10 protein-coding genes are annotated in these 16,835 nt (G+C 49.5%); 7 read left to right on the top strand and 3 right to left on the bottom strand.

Translation table 11 applies throughout. The features are described 5' to 3' along the window. Window positions 1-78 precede the first annotated feature (78 nt). Both malQ and glgB read left to right on the top strand, forming a co-directional pair. Entirely contained in the window at window positions 79-2,265 is a 2,187-nt protein-coding gene (gene malQ / locus BGL48_RS12400) for a 4-alpha-glucanotransferase (protein WP_069362928.1), read from the top strand. A gap of 140 nt (window positions 2,266-2,405) precedes the next feature. Next, a complete protein-coding gene (glgB, locus tag BGL48_RS12405; protein WP_255377417.1) occupies window positions 2,406-4,274 on the top strand; it encodes a 1,4-alpha-glucan branching protein GlgB in 1,869 nt (622 codons plus the stop codon). A 129-nt stretch (window positions 4,275-4,403) separates the two neighbouring features. On the opposite strand, the gene malK is transcribed toward glgB, so the two are convergent. Continuing rightward, complete coding sequence (malK, locus tag BGL48_RS12410) at window positions 4,404-5,543, bottom strand: maltose/maltodextrin ABC transporter ATP-binding protein MalK (RefSeq protein WP_069362929.1); 1,140 nt, start codon at window positions 5,541-5,543, stop codon at window positions 4,404-4,406. Window positions 5,544-6,043: 500 nt separating this feature from the next. Between malK and malE the strand changes: the two genes are divergently transcribed. The 3 genes from malE (at window position 6,044) to malG (ending at window position 9,765) form a co-directional block, all read left to right on the top strand. Continuing rightward, a complete protein-coding gene (gene malE / locus BGL48_RS12415) occupies window positions 6,044-7,225 on the top strand; it encodes a maltose/maltodextrin ABC transporter substrate-binding protein MalE (protein ID WP_069362930.1) in 1,182 nt (393 codons plus the stop codon). 63 nt (window positions 7,226-7,288) lie between these two features. Beyond that, window positions 7,289-8,863: a maltose ABC transporter permease MalF gene (malF, locus tag BGL48_RS12420; protein WP_069362931.1), complete on the top strand. Its 1,575-nt coding sequence runs from the start codon at window positions 7,289-7,291 to the stop codon at window positions 8,861-8,863. 11 nt (window positions 8,864-8,874) lie between these two features. Then, the gene (gene malG, locus BGL48_RS12425) at window positions 8,875-9,765 is read left to right on the top strand and encodes a maltose ABC transporter permease MalG (RefSeq protein WP_069362932.1); all 891 of its coding nucleotides are present in this window, start codon (window positions 8,875-8,877) and stop codon (window positions 9,763-9,765) included. An 83-nt stretch (window positions 9,766-9,848) separates the two neighbouring features. On the opposite strand, the gene BGL48_RS12430 is transcribed toward malG, so the two are convergent. Next, window positions 9,849-11,813 carry a glycogen debranching protein gene (locus BGL48_RS12430; RefSeq protein ID WP_069362933.1) on the bottom strand — a complete coding sequence of 655 codons (1,965 nt, stop codon included), beginning with the start codon at window positions 11,811-11,813 and terminating at the stop codon, window positions 9,849-9,851. 412 nt (window positions 11,814-12,225) lie between these two features. Here BGL48_RS12430 and lamB point away from each other — a divergent pair, with 412 nt between their 5' ends. Then, entirely contained in the window at window positions 12,226-13,401 is a 1,176-nt protein-coding gene (gene lamB / locus BGL48_RS12435; protein ID WP_069362934.1) for a maltoporin LamB, read from the top strand. Window positions 13,402-13,464: 63 nt separating this feature from the next. Beyond that, a complete protein-coding gene (locus BGL48_RS12440; RefSeq protein ID WP_069362935.1) occupies window positions 13,465-14,292 on the top strand; it encodes a MalM family protein in 828 nt (275 codons plus the stop codon). A gap of 103 nt (window positions 14,293-14,395) precedes the next feature. Here BGL48_RS12440 and BGL48_RS12445 read toward each other — a convergent pair whose 3' ends face one another. Further along, window positions 14,396-16,483 carry a methyl-accepting chemotaxis protein gene (locus BGL48_RS12445; RefSeq protein ID WP_083238598.1) on the bottom strand — a complete coding sequence of 696 codons (2,088 nt, stop codon included), beginning with the start codon at window positions 16,481-16,483 and terminating at the stop codon, window positions 14,396-14,398. Between the last annotated feature and the right edge of the window lie 352 nt (window positions 16,484-16,835).

Here is a 16,835-nt window from a genome sequence, read left to right on the forward strand (position 1 = left end):
GAATGAGCCTTGCCACCTAACAATGATGACAACAATATTGCCCAATAAAAGAAGGGGGCAGACCCCTCGGAGAAAGCGATGAAAGAATCTGCATTGAAGACAGTCGCACAAATGGCCAACCTCGCTGATCGCTATATCAGTGCATGGGGCTCAGAAGCGGCTGTGCCGGACAGTACCTTACATGACTTACTAACGTCACTTGGCTATGACACACGAAACGACGAGGCGTTATTGGCGTCGGCGGAGAAAAAACACAAAGCGGATGTGCTCGCCCCCGTGCAGGTGGTGCAGGAGAATGAGCCGGTTGAAATTGCGCTTCATTTAGGTACCAGTGCGCGAGAAAGTGACTTTAGTTGGCGTTTGGAAACCGAACAGGGCGAATGCTTTGAAGGTTACTTACAGTCACAAATCGTTCGCGATGAGCGCAGTAATGGTGGCCCATTGGTGTTTAGCCTGCCTTGCTCCCTACCGTGGGGCTATCACCGCCTTTCCGTGATACGTAAACGGCGCAAAGCCCCGTATCAAATGACACTCATCATGGCGCCCACCCAATGTTATAAGCAGCCAGAATTGGATCAACACAAGAAAATGTGGGGGCCGAGTATTCAGCTCTACACATTACGTACCCCTCATAACTGGGGTATCGGTGATTTTGGCGATCTCAAACAATTGGTCAGTGAGCTTGCCTCGCGCGGCGCTGACTTTGTTGGCCTTAACCCTATTCATGCGTTGTTCCCTGCCAATCCAGAAGCCGCGAGCCCGTATAGTCCGTCATCACGCCGCTGGCTTAATCTTTTGTATATTGATGTGAGCAACGTTCGAGAGTTTTGTTTGAGCGCCCGTGCCCAGCAACTCGTGGGCAGTGCCGAATTCCAGCGTCGCCTGCAAGCAGTACGCGACACGCATTGGGTCGATTATAGTGAAGTCGCCGCCTTAAAGATGGCCGTACTACCGCTTTTATTTCAAGAGTTTAAGCAACGCGAGCTACTGCAACAGACACGACGTGGCCGTGCGTTTTTAGACTTTATCGAACAAGGGGGAGAGAGCTTAAAACAGCAAGCGACGTTTGATGCTTTGCACCAGTATTTACGGGCCGATGATCCTCACGCCTGGGGTTGGCCGGTGTTTCCTGAAAAATATCGCCGTTATGAAAACGCGGCGACGCAAGCATTTATCGAGCAGCATAGCGATGACATTCAACTGTACATGTATCTACAGTGGATTGCCGAAGGTCAAATGGAAGAGGTACAAGCTATTGCAGAAGAGCAGGGGATGTCGCTGGGCTTGTACCGTGATCTCGCTGTTGGGGTGTCAGACGCGGGAAGCGAAACCTGGTCGGATAATTCACCGTTAGTGTTGGATGCTAGCATTGGTGCACCGCCGGATGTGTTGGGACCGCGGGGACAAAACTGGGGCTTGCCGCCATTTGATCCGCAAGCGCTGCAACACACCGGTTACCATGCCTACATCGAATTGCTACGTGCCAACATGCGTCATTGTGGGGCGTTGCGTATCGATCACGTACTGGGCTTGCTGCGCTTATGGTGGATCCCTAAAGGGAAAAATGCTACCGAGGGCGCTTACTTGTACTATCCCGTTAAAGACATGCTCGCGATTTTAGCGCTTGAGTCGCATCGTCATCAGTGCAGTGTGATTGGTGAGGACCTGGGGACGGTACCCGATGAAATTGGCGCGTTACTTGCGGATGCGGGCGTGCATTCCTACAAGGTATTCTTCTTTGAAACCTCAGAAGAGGACGGTGGCTTTATTTCTCCGGCGCATTACACCGAGCAAGCGATGGCGACGCTTTCCACCCATGACATGCCAACCATTCGTGGTTTTTGGCATTGCGACGATTTAAAGCTGGGGCAAGAGTTGGGCCTATACCCAGATGAAGCGCAACTCCAACAACTGTTTGATGATCGCTTAAAAGCCAAACAAGGCATATTAGACAGTGTAAGCTGGCACGGCATGCTACCGGATGGCGTGGGGGCTGATGCGCGCTATGTGCCGATGGATGGCCACTTGTGCCGCGCATTGCAATTGCATGTTGCCGCCGGCCAATCGGCGCTGTTAAGTGTCCAGTTGGAAGATTGGTTGGAAATGGAGAAACCGGTCAACATCCCAGGCACGGTGGATGAATATCCTAACTGGCGACGTAAACTCTCGGTCAGTTTAGAGGCGCTTTTTAGTCGAGACGACCTCAACCAACTTGCCAGAGATTTATCTCGGGTGCGTATGCAAGCGAGCCGCCAAACTGTGTAACCACCATACCATGCTCTAACGCTCTATCCTCAGTGCCAGCCAACACGTACAGGATGGAGCGTTTTTTGTATAAGGAGCCTCCAGTGCCAGATTCTTCCCATTCGATACAGCCCCAATCTATTCAGCCTGATCACTTTGCAATGGATATGGCTGCTTTATATAACCCGAGCGTTGCACATCAGTATATGGGCGCGCATCCGGTGACGTTACCCGTCGCGGGTAAAGCGGTCGAGGGGGTTCGGTTTGTGGTTTTTGCCCCGCATGCACAATCAGTGAGCGTGATGGGTGATTGGAACCATTGGCAAGCCGACGCCGCTTACATGACGCCGATTGAAGATGGCTTTTGGGTCGGGTTTATTGCTCACCTTGGCATGCAGCAGCGTTATAAATACTCCCTAACGGGGCCCGATGGACAGTGCTTACCGCACAAAGCCGACCCTTACGGGGCGTATGCCGAGCAATACCCGTCCTTTGCCTCTCTGACCTATGATCAACATGCTTATCAATGGCACGACCAGCACTGGCAAGCGCGTCCCGTCACCGAAAAACACACGCAAGCGTTATCGTTTTATGAGCTTCACCTTGGCTCCTGGCAGCGAGATGCATCGGGTCAGTGCCTAGGCTATCGTGAGCTTGCTCACCGTCTCGTTCCTTACTTGGTAGAAATGGGTTATACCCATGTGGAGCTAATGCCAGTCAGTGAGCACCCCTTTTATGGTTCCTGGGGGTATCAGCCGGTTGGCTTGTTTGCGCCGACCAGCCGCTATGGCTCGCCAGATGATTTTAAGTATTTTGTCGACCAATGCCATCAAGCGGGTATTGGTGTGATCCTTGACTGGGTGCCTGGACATTTCCCTACCGATGATCACGGTTTAGCTTTTTTCGATGGCACTCCGCTATATCATGACCCCGACCCACGACGTGGCTGGCACAACGACTGGCATTGTCATCTTTACGATATGAGTAAAGAGCATGTACGCCGCTTTTTGGTGAATAACGCCTTGTATTGGCTTGACCAGTTTCACATCGATGGCCTGCGTGTCGATGCCGTCGCGTCGATGCTGTATCTCGATTACTCGCGGGAGCAGGATCAATGGATCCCCAACGTGGATGGCGGCAACGAGAACTATGATGCCATCGCCACCTTAAAGTGGATGAACGAGTCGGTTTATCATTATTTCCCAAATGCGATGACCATTGCCGAGGAATCGACGACATTTCCGGGGGTATCGGCACCTACGTATGCAGGCGGACTTGGGTTTGGGTTCAAATGGAATATGGGCTGGATGCATGACAGCCTCAGTTATATCCGTGAAGAGTCGGTGTATCGAGGCTATCACCACGACACGCTAACATTTCCATTGGTTTATGCGTTTGGCGAGAATTACGTATTGCCACTGTCGCATGATGAAGTGGTGTATGGAAAAGGTTCGTTGATCGGTAAAATGCCCGGTGACGAGTGGCAGCAAACCGCCAACTTACGTGCCTTTCTTGGGTATATGTATGGTCAGCCAGGTAAAAAGCTTAACTTTATGGGGGCGGAGATCGGTCAGACCGCAGAGTGGAACCATGACAGTCAGCTTGAATGGCATTGGCTACAATACGGTCGCCATCAAGGTATCCAAGCGTGGGTGAAAGCGCTGAACCACCTGTATGTCTCAACGCCGGCGCTGCATCGCCTCGACTGCGATCCGGCAGGGTTTGAGTGGCGATTAAAAGACGCTGCCGATCTCAGTGTCATGGCACACGAGCGGCTTGGCGATGACGGCTCGCGGATGCTGGTGGTGAGTAATTTCACCCCGGTACCCCGAGATGGTTTTCAGCTGGGTGTGCCGATGGGTGGTGACTATCAATTGGTATTAAATTCGGATGATGAGGCGTTTTGGGGCAGCGGGTACCCCGTTTACGTAGCGCTTAGCACTGATAAAAGCGCGGCGCACGACCAGCCCCAATCGCTGACACTGAACCTGCCCCCATTAGCCACTGTGTTTTATCGCTGGCAAGGGTGAAAGCAATGACGCCCTTTGGGCGACAAAGTGAAGATTGCGCCAAGTTAATCCTTGGCGTTTTTTCTGTCTGAGCCGATACAGTAAAAAGGCCGCGAATGCGGCCTAGTCGTTGTCTCTTACAAGGTGATATTAGGCGGCATCTTCTTCATCAACGAAGGTGACGCCATTTTCACGATGCAGGCGCTTGCACGCTCGACCGTCACTGTGGAACAGATGGCAGCGGTGAGCGGGAATACCAATCGCGTACTTGTCGCCGGGCTCAATCTCAACGGTATCGAGCTGGCGATAGATCACATCGGCGTCTGCGCTTTCAAGGTTGAGATAAATTTGCGTCTCGTTGCCCAGCTTCTCAACAATGGTCGCTTCCCCTTCAATTTGTGCATCACCGTCTTTGGCGGCCACCAAATGCTCAGGACGAATGCCGAGAGACATGCGATCGCCGCGCGTGACGGTTTTGCCATCGACTGGCATCCAGAAACTGGCCCCTTCACTCAGCTGTACTTTGACACGGTTTGACTCGACATCTTCAATAAAGACACTCATGAAGTTCATTTTGGGCGAGCCGATAAAAGAGGCGACAAAGCGGTTTTGTGGGTAATGGTATAGCTCGAGCGGCTTCCCGACCTGTGCGACTCGGCCTTCATCCAACACCACAATTTTGTCTGCCATGGTCATGGCTTCAATCTGATCGTGGGTGACATAAATCATGGTACAGCCAAGCTGACGTTGTAACTTAGTGATTTGCGCGCGCATCTGCACCCGTAACCCAGCATCGAGGTTGGAAAGTGGCTCATCGAGCAAGAAGACACGAGGCTGAGACACCAGGGTGCGTCCAATCGCAACACGTTGACGTTGCCCGCCAGACAACGACTTAGGTTGTCTGTCGAGTAAGTGACCGAGTTGTAAGATCTCCGCCGCTTGATGCACGCGCTTATCGACTTCCGCTTTGTTCGTTTTTGCTAGTTTCAAGCCAAACGACATGTTGTCGTAGAGGTTTAGGTGGGGATACAACGCGTAAGATTGGAATACCATCCCGACGCCACGCTTAGATGGCTCAATATCATTTACTCGCTGATCATCAATGTAAAGGTCGCCCGATGTAATATCTTCCAACCCGGCAACGCAGCGTAATAGGGTGGATTTGCCGCAGCCAGATGGACCGACAAAGACAACAAATTCGCCATCTTTTATCTCTAGGTCAACGTTTTTTGAAATCATTACATCGTCGTCATACGCTTTACAAACGTTTTTAAACGTGACACTTGCCATGTCGCTCGCCCTCAATCGCTTTTCATTAATTCGGCTCAATACGCATTATAGGTGGCTGTGCTATTCAATATCGGCCATTTTCGAGCGTTATCGTTTTTGTTGAACGCTGTTTGGTTACTGACTAAGCACATTGGATAGATTCCACCCGATGCTTTTTTGATGTCAGGCAGTGTCGCGTATCTTTGCAAATGGCGCATCCTCCCGTGGACAATTATTACGGGGGGAGTAGGCGGGGAGGAGGATAATCTCCTCCCCAAATTGATTTGAGGGTGTACATCACAAAATTATGAGCAAATTAGTTGAAGTTGATCACGTACCGTTTATTTTTGTGAACCGCATCATTAGCGACGAGCGATATGGATCACGAATTCGCTCGCATAGAGGCAGGGCGTAGAGGCCAGGATGATGAGGAATGCGCGGGAATTACCCATGATAGACCGTGAAATACAGCTCATCCTCCATGGAATCGTGCTACACCTCAGTAGAAGAAGGATAGAAAGATGAAAAAATCACTTAGCGCTGTTGCTCTCGGTACCCTGATTGCACTGGGTTCATTTGGCGCCAATGCCAATATCGAAGAAGGCCAACTGACGATTTGGATTAACGGAGACAAAGGTTACAACGGCCTTGCCGAAGTGGGTGATCGCTTTGAACAAGATACGGGCATTCCTGTCACCGTCGTTCACCCTGATGGTCTGCAAGACAAGTTCCCTCAGACTGCTTCAACGGGCGATGGTCCAGACATTGTATTTTGGGCGCACGATCGCTTTGGTGGCTATGCAGAATCAGGCTTGCTGGCAGAGATTCGTCCATCTGAGCGTCTTAAAGACGGCATGGTCGACTTTGCTTGGGATGCGGTGAAATACAAAGGTAAATACGTCGGTTATCCGGTGGCCGTGGAATCGCTTTCTCTCATCTACAACAAGGATTTGGTGCCTAACCCACCAGAAACGTGGCAAGACGTGGTTGAGATGGATGCCAAGCTCAAAGAGCAGGGCAAGTCAGCCATCATGTGGAACCTGAAAGAACCGTACTTCACATGGCCACTGATGGCGGCTGATGGCGGTTATGCATTTAAGCAAACGGCAAACGGCTATGATGTGAAAGACGCGGGTATCAATAACCAAGGTGTACATGACGCACTGCATTTCATGAAGCAGATGGTGAAAGATGGCGTGATTTCATCTGATATGGACTACTCGGTCTCTGAGTCTTCTTTCAACCAAGGTGATACAGCGATGACCATCAACGGCCCTTGGTCGTGGGGCAATATCGAAAAGTCGGGTATCAACTATGGTGTCACCACCTTGCCAACCTTCCAAGGTGAAGCCTCTAAACCCTTTGTTGGCGTGTTAAGTGCCGGTATTAGCACCGCGTCGCCAAACAAAGCGCTGGCGGTCGAGTTTTTGGAAAACTATCTGTTGACTAATGACGGCCTATCAACGGTGAATGCTGATAAACCTCTGGGTGCGGTGGCGTTGAATAGTTATCAGGCGGAACTTGCCAAAGATCCGCGTATTGCGGCAACCATGGAAAACGCCAAACATGGCGAAGTGATGCCAAACATTCCACAAATGAATGGGTTCTGGGCAGCGGCCAAAAACGCCATCATTAATGTGGTCGATGGCCGTCAAAGCGTCGAGGAAGCACTCGACGATGCGGAAACGCAAATGGTCAAATAAGCTCTATCTGCAGGGGGGCTTGCCTCCCTGCATTTTTTAAAAACTATGTGAGTAGCGTTCCTTATGCAGTCAGTCCAAGGTTCCCAAGCTATGACAACGTCAGGCTCTTCTTTGCCCAGTAGTACAAAAGCGTTCATAAAATGGGCGTTATTGGCTACTGTGGCCATTATCAATGGCTATGCCACCGTCTTGATGTATTCGCGTGGTGAAACCGCCTTTGCCCTGTTAACTGTGGTATTAACCGCATTAGCGCTGTACATTTTTGGCAGTAAAAAAACATACGCCCATCGCTATATCTATCCAGGTATCGCGGGGATGATCCTTTTCATTATTTTTCCGTTGGTTTATACCGTTGGGCTGTCATTCACCAACTATAGCGCCAAAAATCAACTCTCTTTCGAGCGTGCCCAGTCCGTATTATTAGAGCGAACCTTTCAAAGTGGCGACAGTTATCCTTTCTCGTTATATCAAACGGATCAAGGCGTTCGCATTGTGGTGGAGGGCGAGAATACACGCTATGCCACCAAGCCATTTGAATTTGCAACCTTGGCTAATGACAGCTTGTCACTTAGCCCGATTGACAGTGTTGAGGGACAAAAAGCGTCACTACGCGACGTGATTCAAAACCGCGACGCGCTTGGGGAGTTAGACCTAGCATTGTCTGGTGACAAAACCATTCGTATGAGTGGTTTGCGGAAGTTCGCCGCCATTCAATCGCTTTATAGCTTGCAGGACGATGGCCGCACGCTGATCAACAATAAAACGGGTGAGACGCTCAAACCTAACGATGAGGTAGGTTACTACCAACCGGTTAATGCCTCCGGTGAATTTGTTGGCGATACTGTTTCACCCGGTTATGTGGTGCAAATTGGCACGGATAACTTTGAGCGCGTATGGACGGATGATGGGATTAAAGAGCCGTTTATTGGCATCTTTATCTGGACGATTGTCTTTTCCGTACTCACCGTGGTATTCACCCTGTTTATTGGCTTGATATTGGCGAGTTTGGTGCAATGGGAAGAGCTGAAAGGTAAGTCGATCTACCGTTTGTTATTGATCCTTCCTTATGCGGTACCCGCCTTTATTTCAATTTTGATTTTCCGAGGCTTGTTTAACCAGAGTTTTGGCGAAATCAATATGGTCTTGGAAGCCCTGTTTGGCATTAGCCCGAATTGGTTCTCCGACCCATTCTTGGCGAGAAGCATGGTGCTCACCGTTAATACCTGGCTGGGTTTCCCTTATATGATGATCCTCTGTATGGGCTTGCTTAAAGCGATTCCTGATGATCTCTACGAGGCATCCGCGATTGACGGCGCGAATTTCATTCAGAACTTCACCCGTATTACGCTGCCGATGATGATTAAACCACTGACTCCTCTGCTGATTGCGGCCTTTGCCTTTAACTTCAATAACTTTGTGATGATTATGTTGTTGACAGAGGGTGGGCCAAACCGTATCGGCACCACGGAGCCGGCTGGTTATACCGATTTGCTGGTTAGCTATACCTATCGCATCGCCTTTGAAGGCAGTGGTGGTCAAGACTTTGGCTTGGCAAGTGCCATCGCCACACTGATCTTCTTGATAGTCGGTGCACTGGCGTTAATCAACCTTCGTATGACGCAGAAAAACGAGCACTGAGGAACCTAAATATGGCAATGGTACAAGGTAAATCCTTAAAATATCGCGTCTGGGCAACCCATATTGGCTTGTGCTTGTTCTTGGCGTTGATCCTATTCCCGCTGTTAATGATTATTGCGATTTCATTCCGCGAAGGGAACTTCGCCACTGGGAGCTTGATCCCGGACAATCCATCACTGGAACACTGGAAATTAGCACTGGGCTTCCCGGTGACTAACTCGGATGGCACGGTCACGCCACCGCCATTTCCCGTTTTATTATGGCTGTGGAATTCGGTAAAAGTGGCCGGGATCACCTCGCTGTTTATCGTGGTGCTGTCTACCACCTCGGCGTACGCCTTTGCCCGTATGCGATTTAAAGGCAAGCAGACCATCTTGAACGCGATGATGATCTTCCAGATGTTCCCAGCGGTGTTGGCATTGGTCGCTATCTACGCCTTGTTTGATAAGTTGGGACAGTACATTCCATTTTTGGGACTCAACACCCACGGTGGCTTGATCTTTGCGTACTTAGGCGGGATTGCATTACACGTTTGGACCATTAAAGGTTACTTCGAGAGCATTGATGGTTCACTGGAAGAAGCCGCTGCACTAGATGGTGCCACCCCGTGGCAGGCGTTTAGGCTGGTGCTGCTTCCGCTCTCCGTGCCTATCTTGGCTGTGGTCTTTATTCTGTCGTTTATCATGGCGGTAGGTGAGGTGCCAGTTGCTTCGATTCTGTTGTCGGATGTTGATTCGTATACCTTGGCGGTCGGCATGCAGCAGTACTTGTATCCGCAAAACTATCTGTGGGGCGACTTTGCGGCGGCAGCCGTACTGTCAGCGGTACCGATTACCGGGGTTTTCTTACTCGCCCAACGTTGGTTAGTGGGTGGTTTGACCGCAGGGGGCGTGAAAGGCTAGGGCGTTACGCCCTTAGGCGAAGCAAGAGCGCGAACGTAAAGGCAGCTAACATTAGCTGCCTTTTTGATGCGGGTAATATTGGGCTACAGCCAGTCACCGTCGATACAGACCAAAAAGCTCTTTGCTGCCAAGCGTTGGCATGACGCTAGTGTGGCGACGGTTGTCTTATCGGTCGCGGTGTCACAGACAATGCACCACTGATGATTTGGTGGAAGCCGTAGGTCGTGCGCGGTGTCGCTGCTGTTGATGGCTATAAGCATTGATTGACCCGCGTCAGGGTGATGCGCGCCGAGCGTGATCTGACAGCTGAGCGCTTGCAGCTTTGACCATTGATGATCGTGAATCGGATCGCCATTCGGGTGCCGCCACGTAATCTGATTGCAATGGCGCTGTGTGCCACTTAACGCATCGATAAAGCGTGGTACGATGGCATTGCGGCGTGCAATCATAGTGGCTAGCCAGTTTGACCAAGTGTGATCCTGCGTTTGCCAGTTTAACCAACTGATAGGGTTATCTTGGCAATAGGCATTGTTATTCCCTTGTTGCGAGTGGCCTAACACATCGGCCATTAGAATGTGTGGCGTCCCCAGCGAGAAGAGGATGCTTGCCATCATATTCCGTTTTTGCCGACTCCTTACCTCAATAATGTCAGGATTTTTTGTCGGCCCCTCGACACCATAATTGGCGGAGCGATTGTCACCATGACCATCCCGGTTATTCTCGCCATTGGCATGGTTATGCCGCTTGGCATAACTGACCACATCCTGCAGGGTAAAACCATCATGGTAGGTTACATAGTTAATCGGCAAATGATCGGGCCAATGCGCTGCGCTGAAAACGTCGCGCGAACCCATCAATCGCGTGGCGAAATCTTGCAGTATGCCTGGATCTCCTCGCCATAAACTGCGCGTGGTATCTCGTATTTTATCGTTACATTCGGCCCAGTTAATCGGAAATTGTCCTAGCTGATACCCATCGGGGCCTATATCCCAGGGTTCCGCAATCAATTTGACCTTAGAAAGGATCGGATCCTGGGCAATGGCGAGGAAAAACGCATTGTGGGGGTTAAAGGTATCGCCATTTCGCCCTAGGGTCGCGGCGAGATCGAACCTAAACCCATCCACGTGATAGTCGGTGACCCACATGCGTAAGGTGTCGAGCACCTGCTTCAGTGCGGCAGGGTGGCGTATATCAAGGGTATTGCCACAGCCGGTATAATTGCGCAGTTGTTGGCCATCATGTAAGTACATGGCATGATCAAACGCTTTATAATGAAGAATCGGCCCACCTTCTCCGCCTTCTGCCGTGTGATTAAATACCACATCCAAAATGACTTCGATATCGTGGCGGTGTAGTTCGCGTATTGCCGTCTTTAGCTCGTTAACCGCACTTTTCTCCGCGTAGCGTGGATCCGGTGCCATCCAAACATATGGGTTGTAGCCCCAGTAGTTGGTTTTTTGCTGGCTGAGTACATGCGGCTCAGGTAAGCAAGACGTAATCGGAAGCAGTTGCAGGCAATTAATCTGATGTTGTTGATAAAACGCCAACATCGTTGGTGAGACTAAACCCAAATAACGTCCTTGCTGCACTGGGGCGACATCTGGATGCTGCTGAGTCAGCCCTTTAACATGGGTTTCGAAAATCACAGTGTCTTGTATGGCGCGCTGAGGCGATGACACGCCTTGCCAATCAAAAGACTCATGATCGACGACTTGGCAGCGCGCCAGCAATGTGCTTTGCGATGGTGAATAAGGAGGCTGATAGCGTAAGGGACCAGTCACCGCTTGCGCATACGGATCGGCCAAGTACCATGTTTGACCATCCTGTAAGACCTCAAAACTGTATTCTTGCCCCGCAACCACATCAGCGACATCTCGTGTCCAGTAGCCACGCTTGTATTCGCGCATGGCGAGCCGCTGAGGCTGGTGCCCTTGATGCCACAACAGTAAATGCACGCAGTCCTGATCGGGTGCATACAGCGTAAACCGACAGCCTGATGGGTGTAGTTGCGCCCCTAATACATAAGGGGATGGGAAGCAAACCGACATAAATAACACCATTAAATGAGATGAATCGCTATTAGAGCGTTTACCTATAAATAATTCAATCTGACGTCACATTTATGATCATTGTCCCTCATGTAATAAAGTTTCACACCTTTAAGAATAAATCTATTAATAGTGATCGTGTCGACATTTTGTAGGCCTGTTTAGCGAAAAATAATTACCAATTACGCCCTCGTTCAGTGACCCAGCTCGACAAGTTTAGATAGTCAGCTCTCACTCCTCCTTTCTCCTCCTCCCCCTGAAATCGCACGGTTGGATGACGCGAATATGACCGCTCAGGGATAGGATAATTCCAGGATAACGAAGAAAGCTAAGCCTTGGACACACTGTCTTTTTCCACTACCCACTGCCGGTGTGAAGAGACACGTAAAAAAGGCGCATTATGGAGTAAGGTATGAGAAAAGTAAGTTTAATTGCGGCGGCTGTCGCAGCTGCTGTCACTGCCACCTCAGCATTTGCTGTAGATTTTAATGGTTATGCTCGTGCGGGTGCTGCGATCGGTGGTGATGGTGCAGGTGATAGTGCTTTTGAAAAGAATAAAGTTGGTCGTTTGGGTAACGAAGACGACAACTATTACGAGTTCGGTTTTTCAGAAGAACTTCAAACGGGTGAGCAATCATGGAAGCTGGAATCGATGATTGCCTCCAGCGATAAAGGCCAAAGTGGTTGGGAAAGTAGCGAAATAAACGTCGCGCAATTTAATGTCCAAGCCAAAGGTGTGATTGCATCCGACCCTGAAGCCGTTATTTGGGCGGGTAAGCGCTATTATCAACGAAAAGATATCCATATTACTGACTTCTATTTCTTGAACACCTCAGGTACCGGTGGTGGTATTGAAAATATTTCACTGGGCGATCAAAAACTTTCTTTAGCGTTTATTCAAGATGGAGAAAATGATCAGTCTTCAGGCTATATTTTTGATGCGCGCTTAGCCAATATCGGCTTGTGGGAAGACGCGAGTTTAGAGCTTGCCACTGCCTATAACTTTGCAACAGAAAAAGATGACCAAACCGAAGCCGCTGATGATGGTATTATGCTTACCGGTATTGTGCATCAAAATATGGACAACGGCTTCAACCAAACAATCTTGCAATATGGCTCTGCAGGATACGGTGATCAGATTGCTGGCTTTGGATCTGGTGCATGGTACAGCCGTGGCTCCGACGATAAAAACGATGCGAAAGGCTACCGTATTATTAACTGGGGTGTGATGAATGTTGGTTCGTCGATGGAACTTGGACATCAGCTTTCTTATCACAACGGGTCGGACTTAACAGATGGTGAGGGTGACTCTGATATGTTCACCGCGGTTGTGCGCCCTGTTTATAAGTGGAACGACACGATGCGCACCATCGGTGAGGTCGGCTTCTTTGATGGAGAAAATCAAGGAACAGACCAAGGAGGTCACAAGTTTACTTTAGCTCAAGCATGGGCAATGGGTGATAGCTTCTGGTCGCGTCCTGAGATTCGCTTCTACGGTACGTATATTACGGATGAAGAAGGAGATACGTTTGGTGACAAAGGTGACTCAGAGTTCGTAACGGGTGTGCAATTGGAAGCTTGGTGGTAAGCCTTTTTTAAACTGTCTTTTTTCATAGCCGACAATTGTCGGCTATTTTTTTAGGTGTTTTATATGAACAAAAAAGTGTTATTTATCTCTGGATTATTACTGCTTAATGGGTGCTCGACGATCGTTGATAACCAATATCAGATTGCACCTACGGGAGAGGCAGTGACGCAGATTGAGAAAGCGAAACAACTACCGCTAGAGATGAATAAAGAGCTCAAAGTAGCGGTCACCACACAAACACAAGTCCTAGATATCCATAGCATTGATAGCCCTGGCGTTATTTTTGAATTACCGATGGTAAAAAATGGATTGGATATCAATATCGAGGCAGAAATAAACGATAGTGTTTTTGTCCCAAGTGCCAAAGTGATTAACCAGTCTGGCGATATTCGCGCGGAGCTTGATGATCGAGGCTTAGTTTATCTAAAGCCCCGTCTAGCCAATGGAAACCGTTTGCAAGGTAATATTAAAGCCCACCCACAAGTAGGTGACAGTGCGCTCTATTTGGTTATTTTTACTGATAAAGATAAACTTGACGAAACGGTGGCGGTCAGCCACCCAGCGAAATTGGACGCAGAGGGAAGAGGGAATTACTTTCCAGAGGTAGGCGATATTCAAGTGCCGCGCGCGTTGACCGGTACGTTTTCCATCGAAGCAACCGCATTGGGCGCACGTACCAGCGATCAGTCTATCGTACTGCCAGCACTCTCCGCCACTGAACGTCCGCAACAAGAAAGCGTGACTTTTTACCACCAGGCTATTCGAACCGCGATTGCAGATAACGATGTCGACAAAGCAATGGGATTACTGCGTGATGCGGAGCAATTGGGTATCACTGACGCTGACCAAGTCTTTCGTGACGCGATGAAAGCACAGTTAGACAAGCAGTAATCTCATCATTTAATCTACATTTTACATCGCGTCTATAACAAGACGTAACCTCAAAAGGGCAACGTTGGTTGCCCTTTTTTAGTATGAGAGAAAAAGCTGGGGACTAAACGGTATACGTATCGACCAGTTGGCGAATCGTTTTGGCCTCGTGGTTAAGGGTCTCGTTTGCGCCCTGCGCTTGCTCACTGAGTGACAAGGTTTGTTCAATACGTTGTGAAAGGGCTTGGATATTTTCGGCCACCTGCTGAGAGACGGCACTTTGCTCCTCCGCCGCGCCTGCGGTTTGATAATTGATATCGCCTAGCTGCTGCACCAAATCAACAATCTCGGTTAAGGTCTCCTGCACGGAAACACTCGCTTGATAACCTTCTGCCGCACCACGCTCACCTTGTTGGATGACGGCTTCAATATCGGTCAGTAGTTGGTTGAAGGTCTCAAGCGTCGAGACGATTTGGTCGACAGATTTTTGTGAATGCTGGGCCAAGGCGCGCACCTCGTCAGCGACCACCGCAAATCCTCGACCAGCTTCACCGGCGCGTGCCGACTCAATCGCGGCATTGAGCGCTAGCAAGTTGGTTTGATCTGAAATGCCGCGAATGTCGTCGAGCAACGCGGCAATATCGCTACCACTGGCTTTGACTTCGCTGACAAAACTGTTGGCTTTTTGCAGATCTGTGTTGGCGGTTTGGTTACGTGCCACATTGTTAGCCACATTCTCCATGCATTGATTTAGCGATGAAACCACTGCGGTGTTTTTCTCTTTGGAGGCTTCAGAGTTGGTTGCCACATCTTTTGAGGTCGCGGTCAGTTGCTCCATTGCCGTCGCGGCTTGGTGTAATGTCTCGGTATTTTCAGACAAAGCTTGGTGGGCATCGGTGATGGCGTTATTGGCGGTCGTTGATGTGTCGGACAAACGTCCACCTGCTTGTTGAATTTGTCCCACCATCGATTGCAGCGCATCCAGCATCTGATTGACTGAGTGTTTAATTCGATCAATCTCGGTTTGACCGTTAACCGATAAGCGTTGAGTTAAGTCACCACCACCTTGGGCTATCGCTTGGATAGACTGTTCTACGCTGGTCAATGGTGCTAATTGGCGTTTGATAACGACTTGAATGATCCCAAAAGCGAGAACAAGGACGAGGCCACTCACCCAATAAATGGTGTTTTGAATATCGCTTTCGGCGTTAGTCATCATCTGATTCAGTTGTGTGACGGGTGCCATCGCGGCTTGCTTGGGGGTCACAATCATCACTGACCACGTCTGAGACATATTGCCAAACTCGATCGGTTGCGACACATAAAAGTGCGAATCGGTTTGTTTGAATTGGTTTGTTGCGCTCTGGCTTAGAAGGTTAGAAAGTGGTTGGTAAGCAGGAGGGGAAAGTCCCGAGACCGCAGCGCCATGTTGAACGTGCTGATCGGTGCTAGCAACGACTCGTCCATCTTGACTGATAACAAATAGTTCCCCGTTATTATCGGCACGTTTGGCTAAGAGTGATTGGATTTGCGAGGTTTTGAGCGTACTTCCCACCATAGCAACCGTTTTATCAAAGCGAAAAACGGGAGTTGTCACGTCGAACACCGTTTGCGTCTTACCATTAATCTGAGTCGTTCTTGGATCAGTAATACAATCTTTTTGGGTGCTCACTGGGCATTGATACCAAGGATTGGTTTCAGAGAAATTTTGTGCAGCGGTAAGGCGCATTTCCCCGTTTTCATCCACTGACACCGACGGCACATAGCGGCCATCCGCTGCACTGGTTGGATCGCCGTAGTAAAAAGCATCGGCGCCTAAGACGTTTTTTTGCCACTCGGTATAGATGTTGTGCCATTCAGGTTGGCGTTTCAAAATCGAATACATGATCCGAGGAATATCATCTCGGTCGAGGATCCGGGCTGACTTATTCTTTTCCGCTTCAGAGGTATAAATCTGGGCGATAGTTCGCACCGTATCGAGCGGAGAAGCAATGTAAGCATGGATCTCCTCGCTAATCGCAGTCGCGCGATTTTGCATCTTGATCACTTGATCACGCTTTACGTTTTCAGTGACCTGGGATGACATGGCCGACTGGCTGCTATTCAGCGTTGATAAAGAAACCGCACTCACTGCCCCAAGACCGATCAGAACGATGGACGAGGCAGCCAAACTTATCCGTTGACTTATAGAAAGGTTACGCAACTTTTTCATAATCACTATCCGCACAAAGAAAACCGCACAAAGAAATATTCTGAGTCGTCGAGTGGCGAGACAATGGCGTCGTGCGAAATGTGATGGCACAACGGGTAGCGCGCCGACGGAGACGATAATTGACACTAGTGTTACTTAAATAAGAAAAGGGCACATCCTCCTTATTTAACGGCATGAGGGAGGAATGCAATCTCTCGCTGACTTGCGAATGTCCTATGATCTGTCTCATATTTTTATGGGAACAGCGGAGAGCAAATAGGGCTGAGATCTCAATTCTTATAACTGAAGCGGGGACTATAAAGCCGTAGTTCACATTTCTTCTATGTGTTGTTTGGGGCGTAGGTAAAAGGCG

This window comes from Salinivibrio sp. SS3, assembly GCF_001722105.1.
Taxonomy (GTDB): domain Bacteria; phylum Pseudomonadota; class Gammaproteobacteria; order Enterobacterales; family Vibrionaceae; genus Salinivibrio; species Salinivibrio kushneri.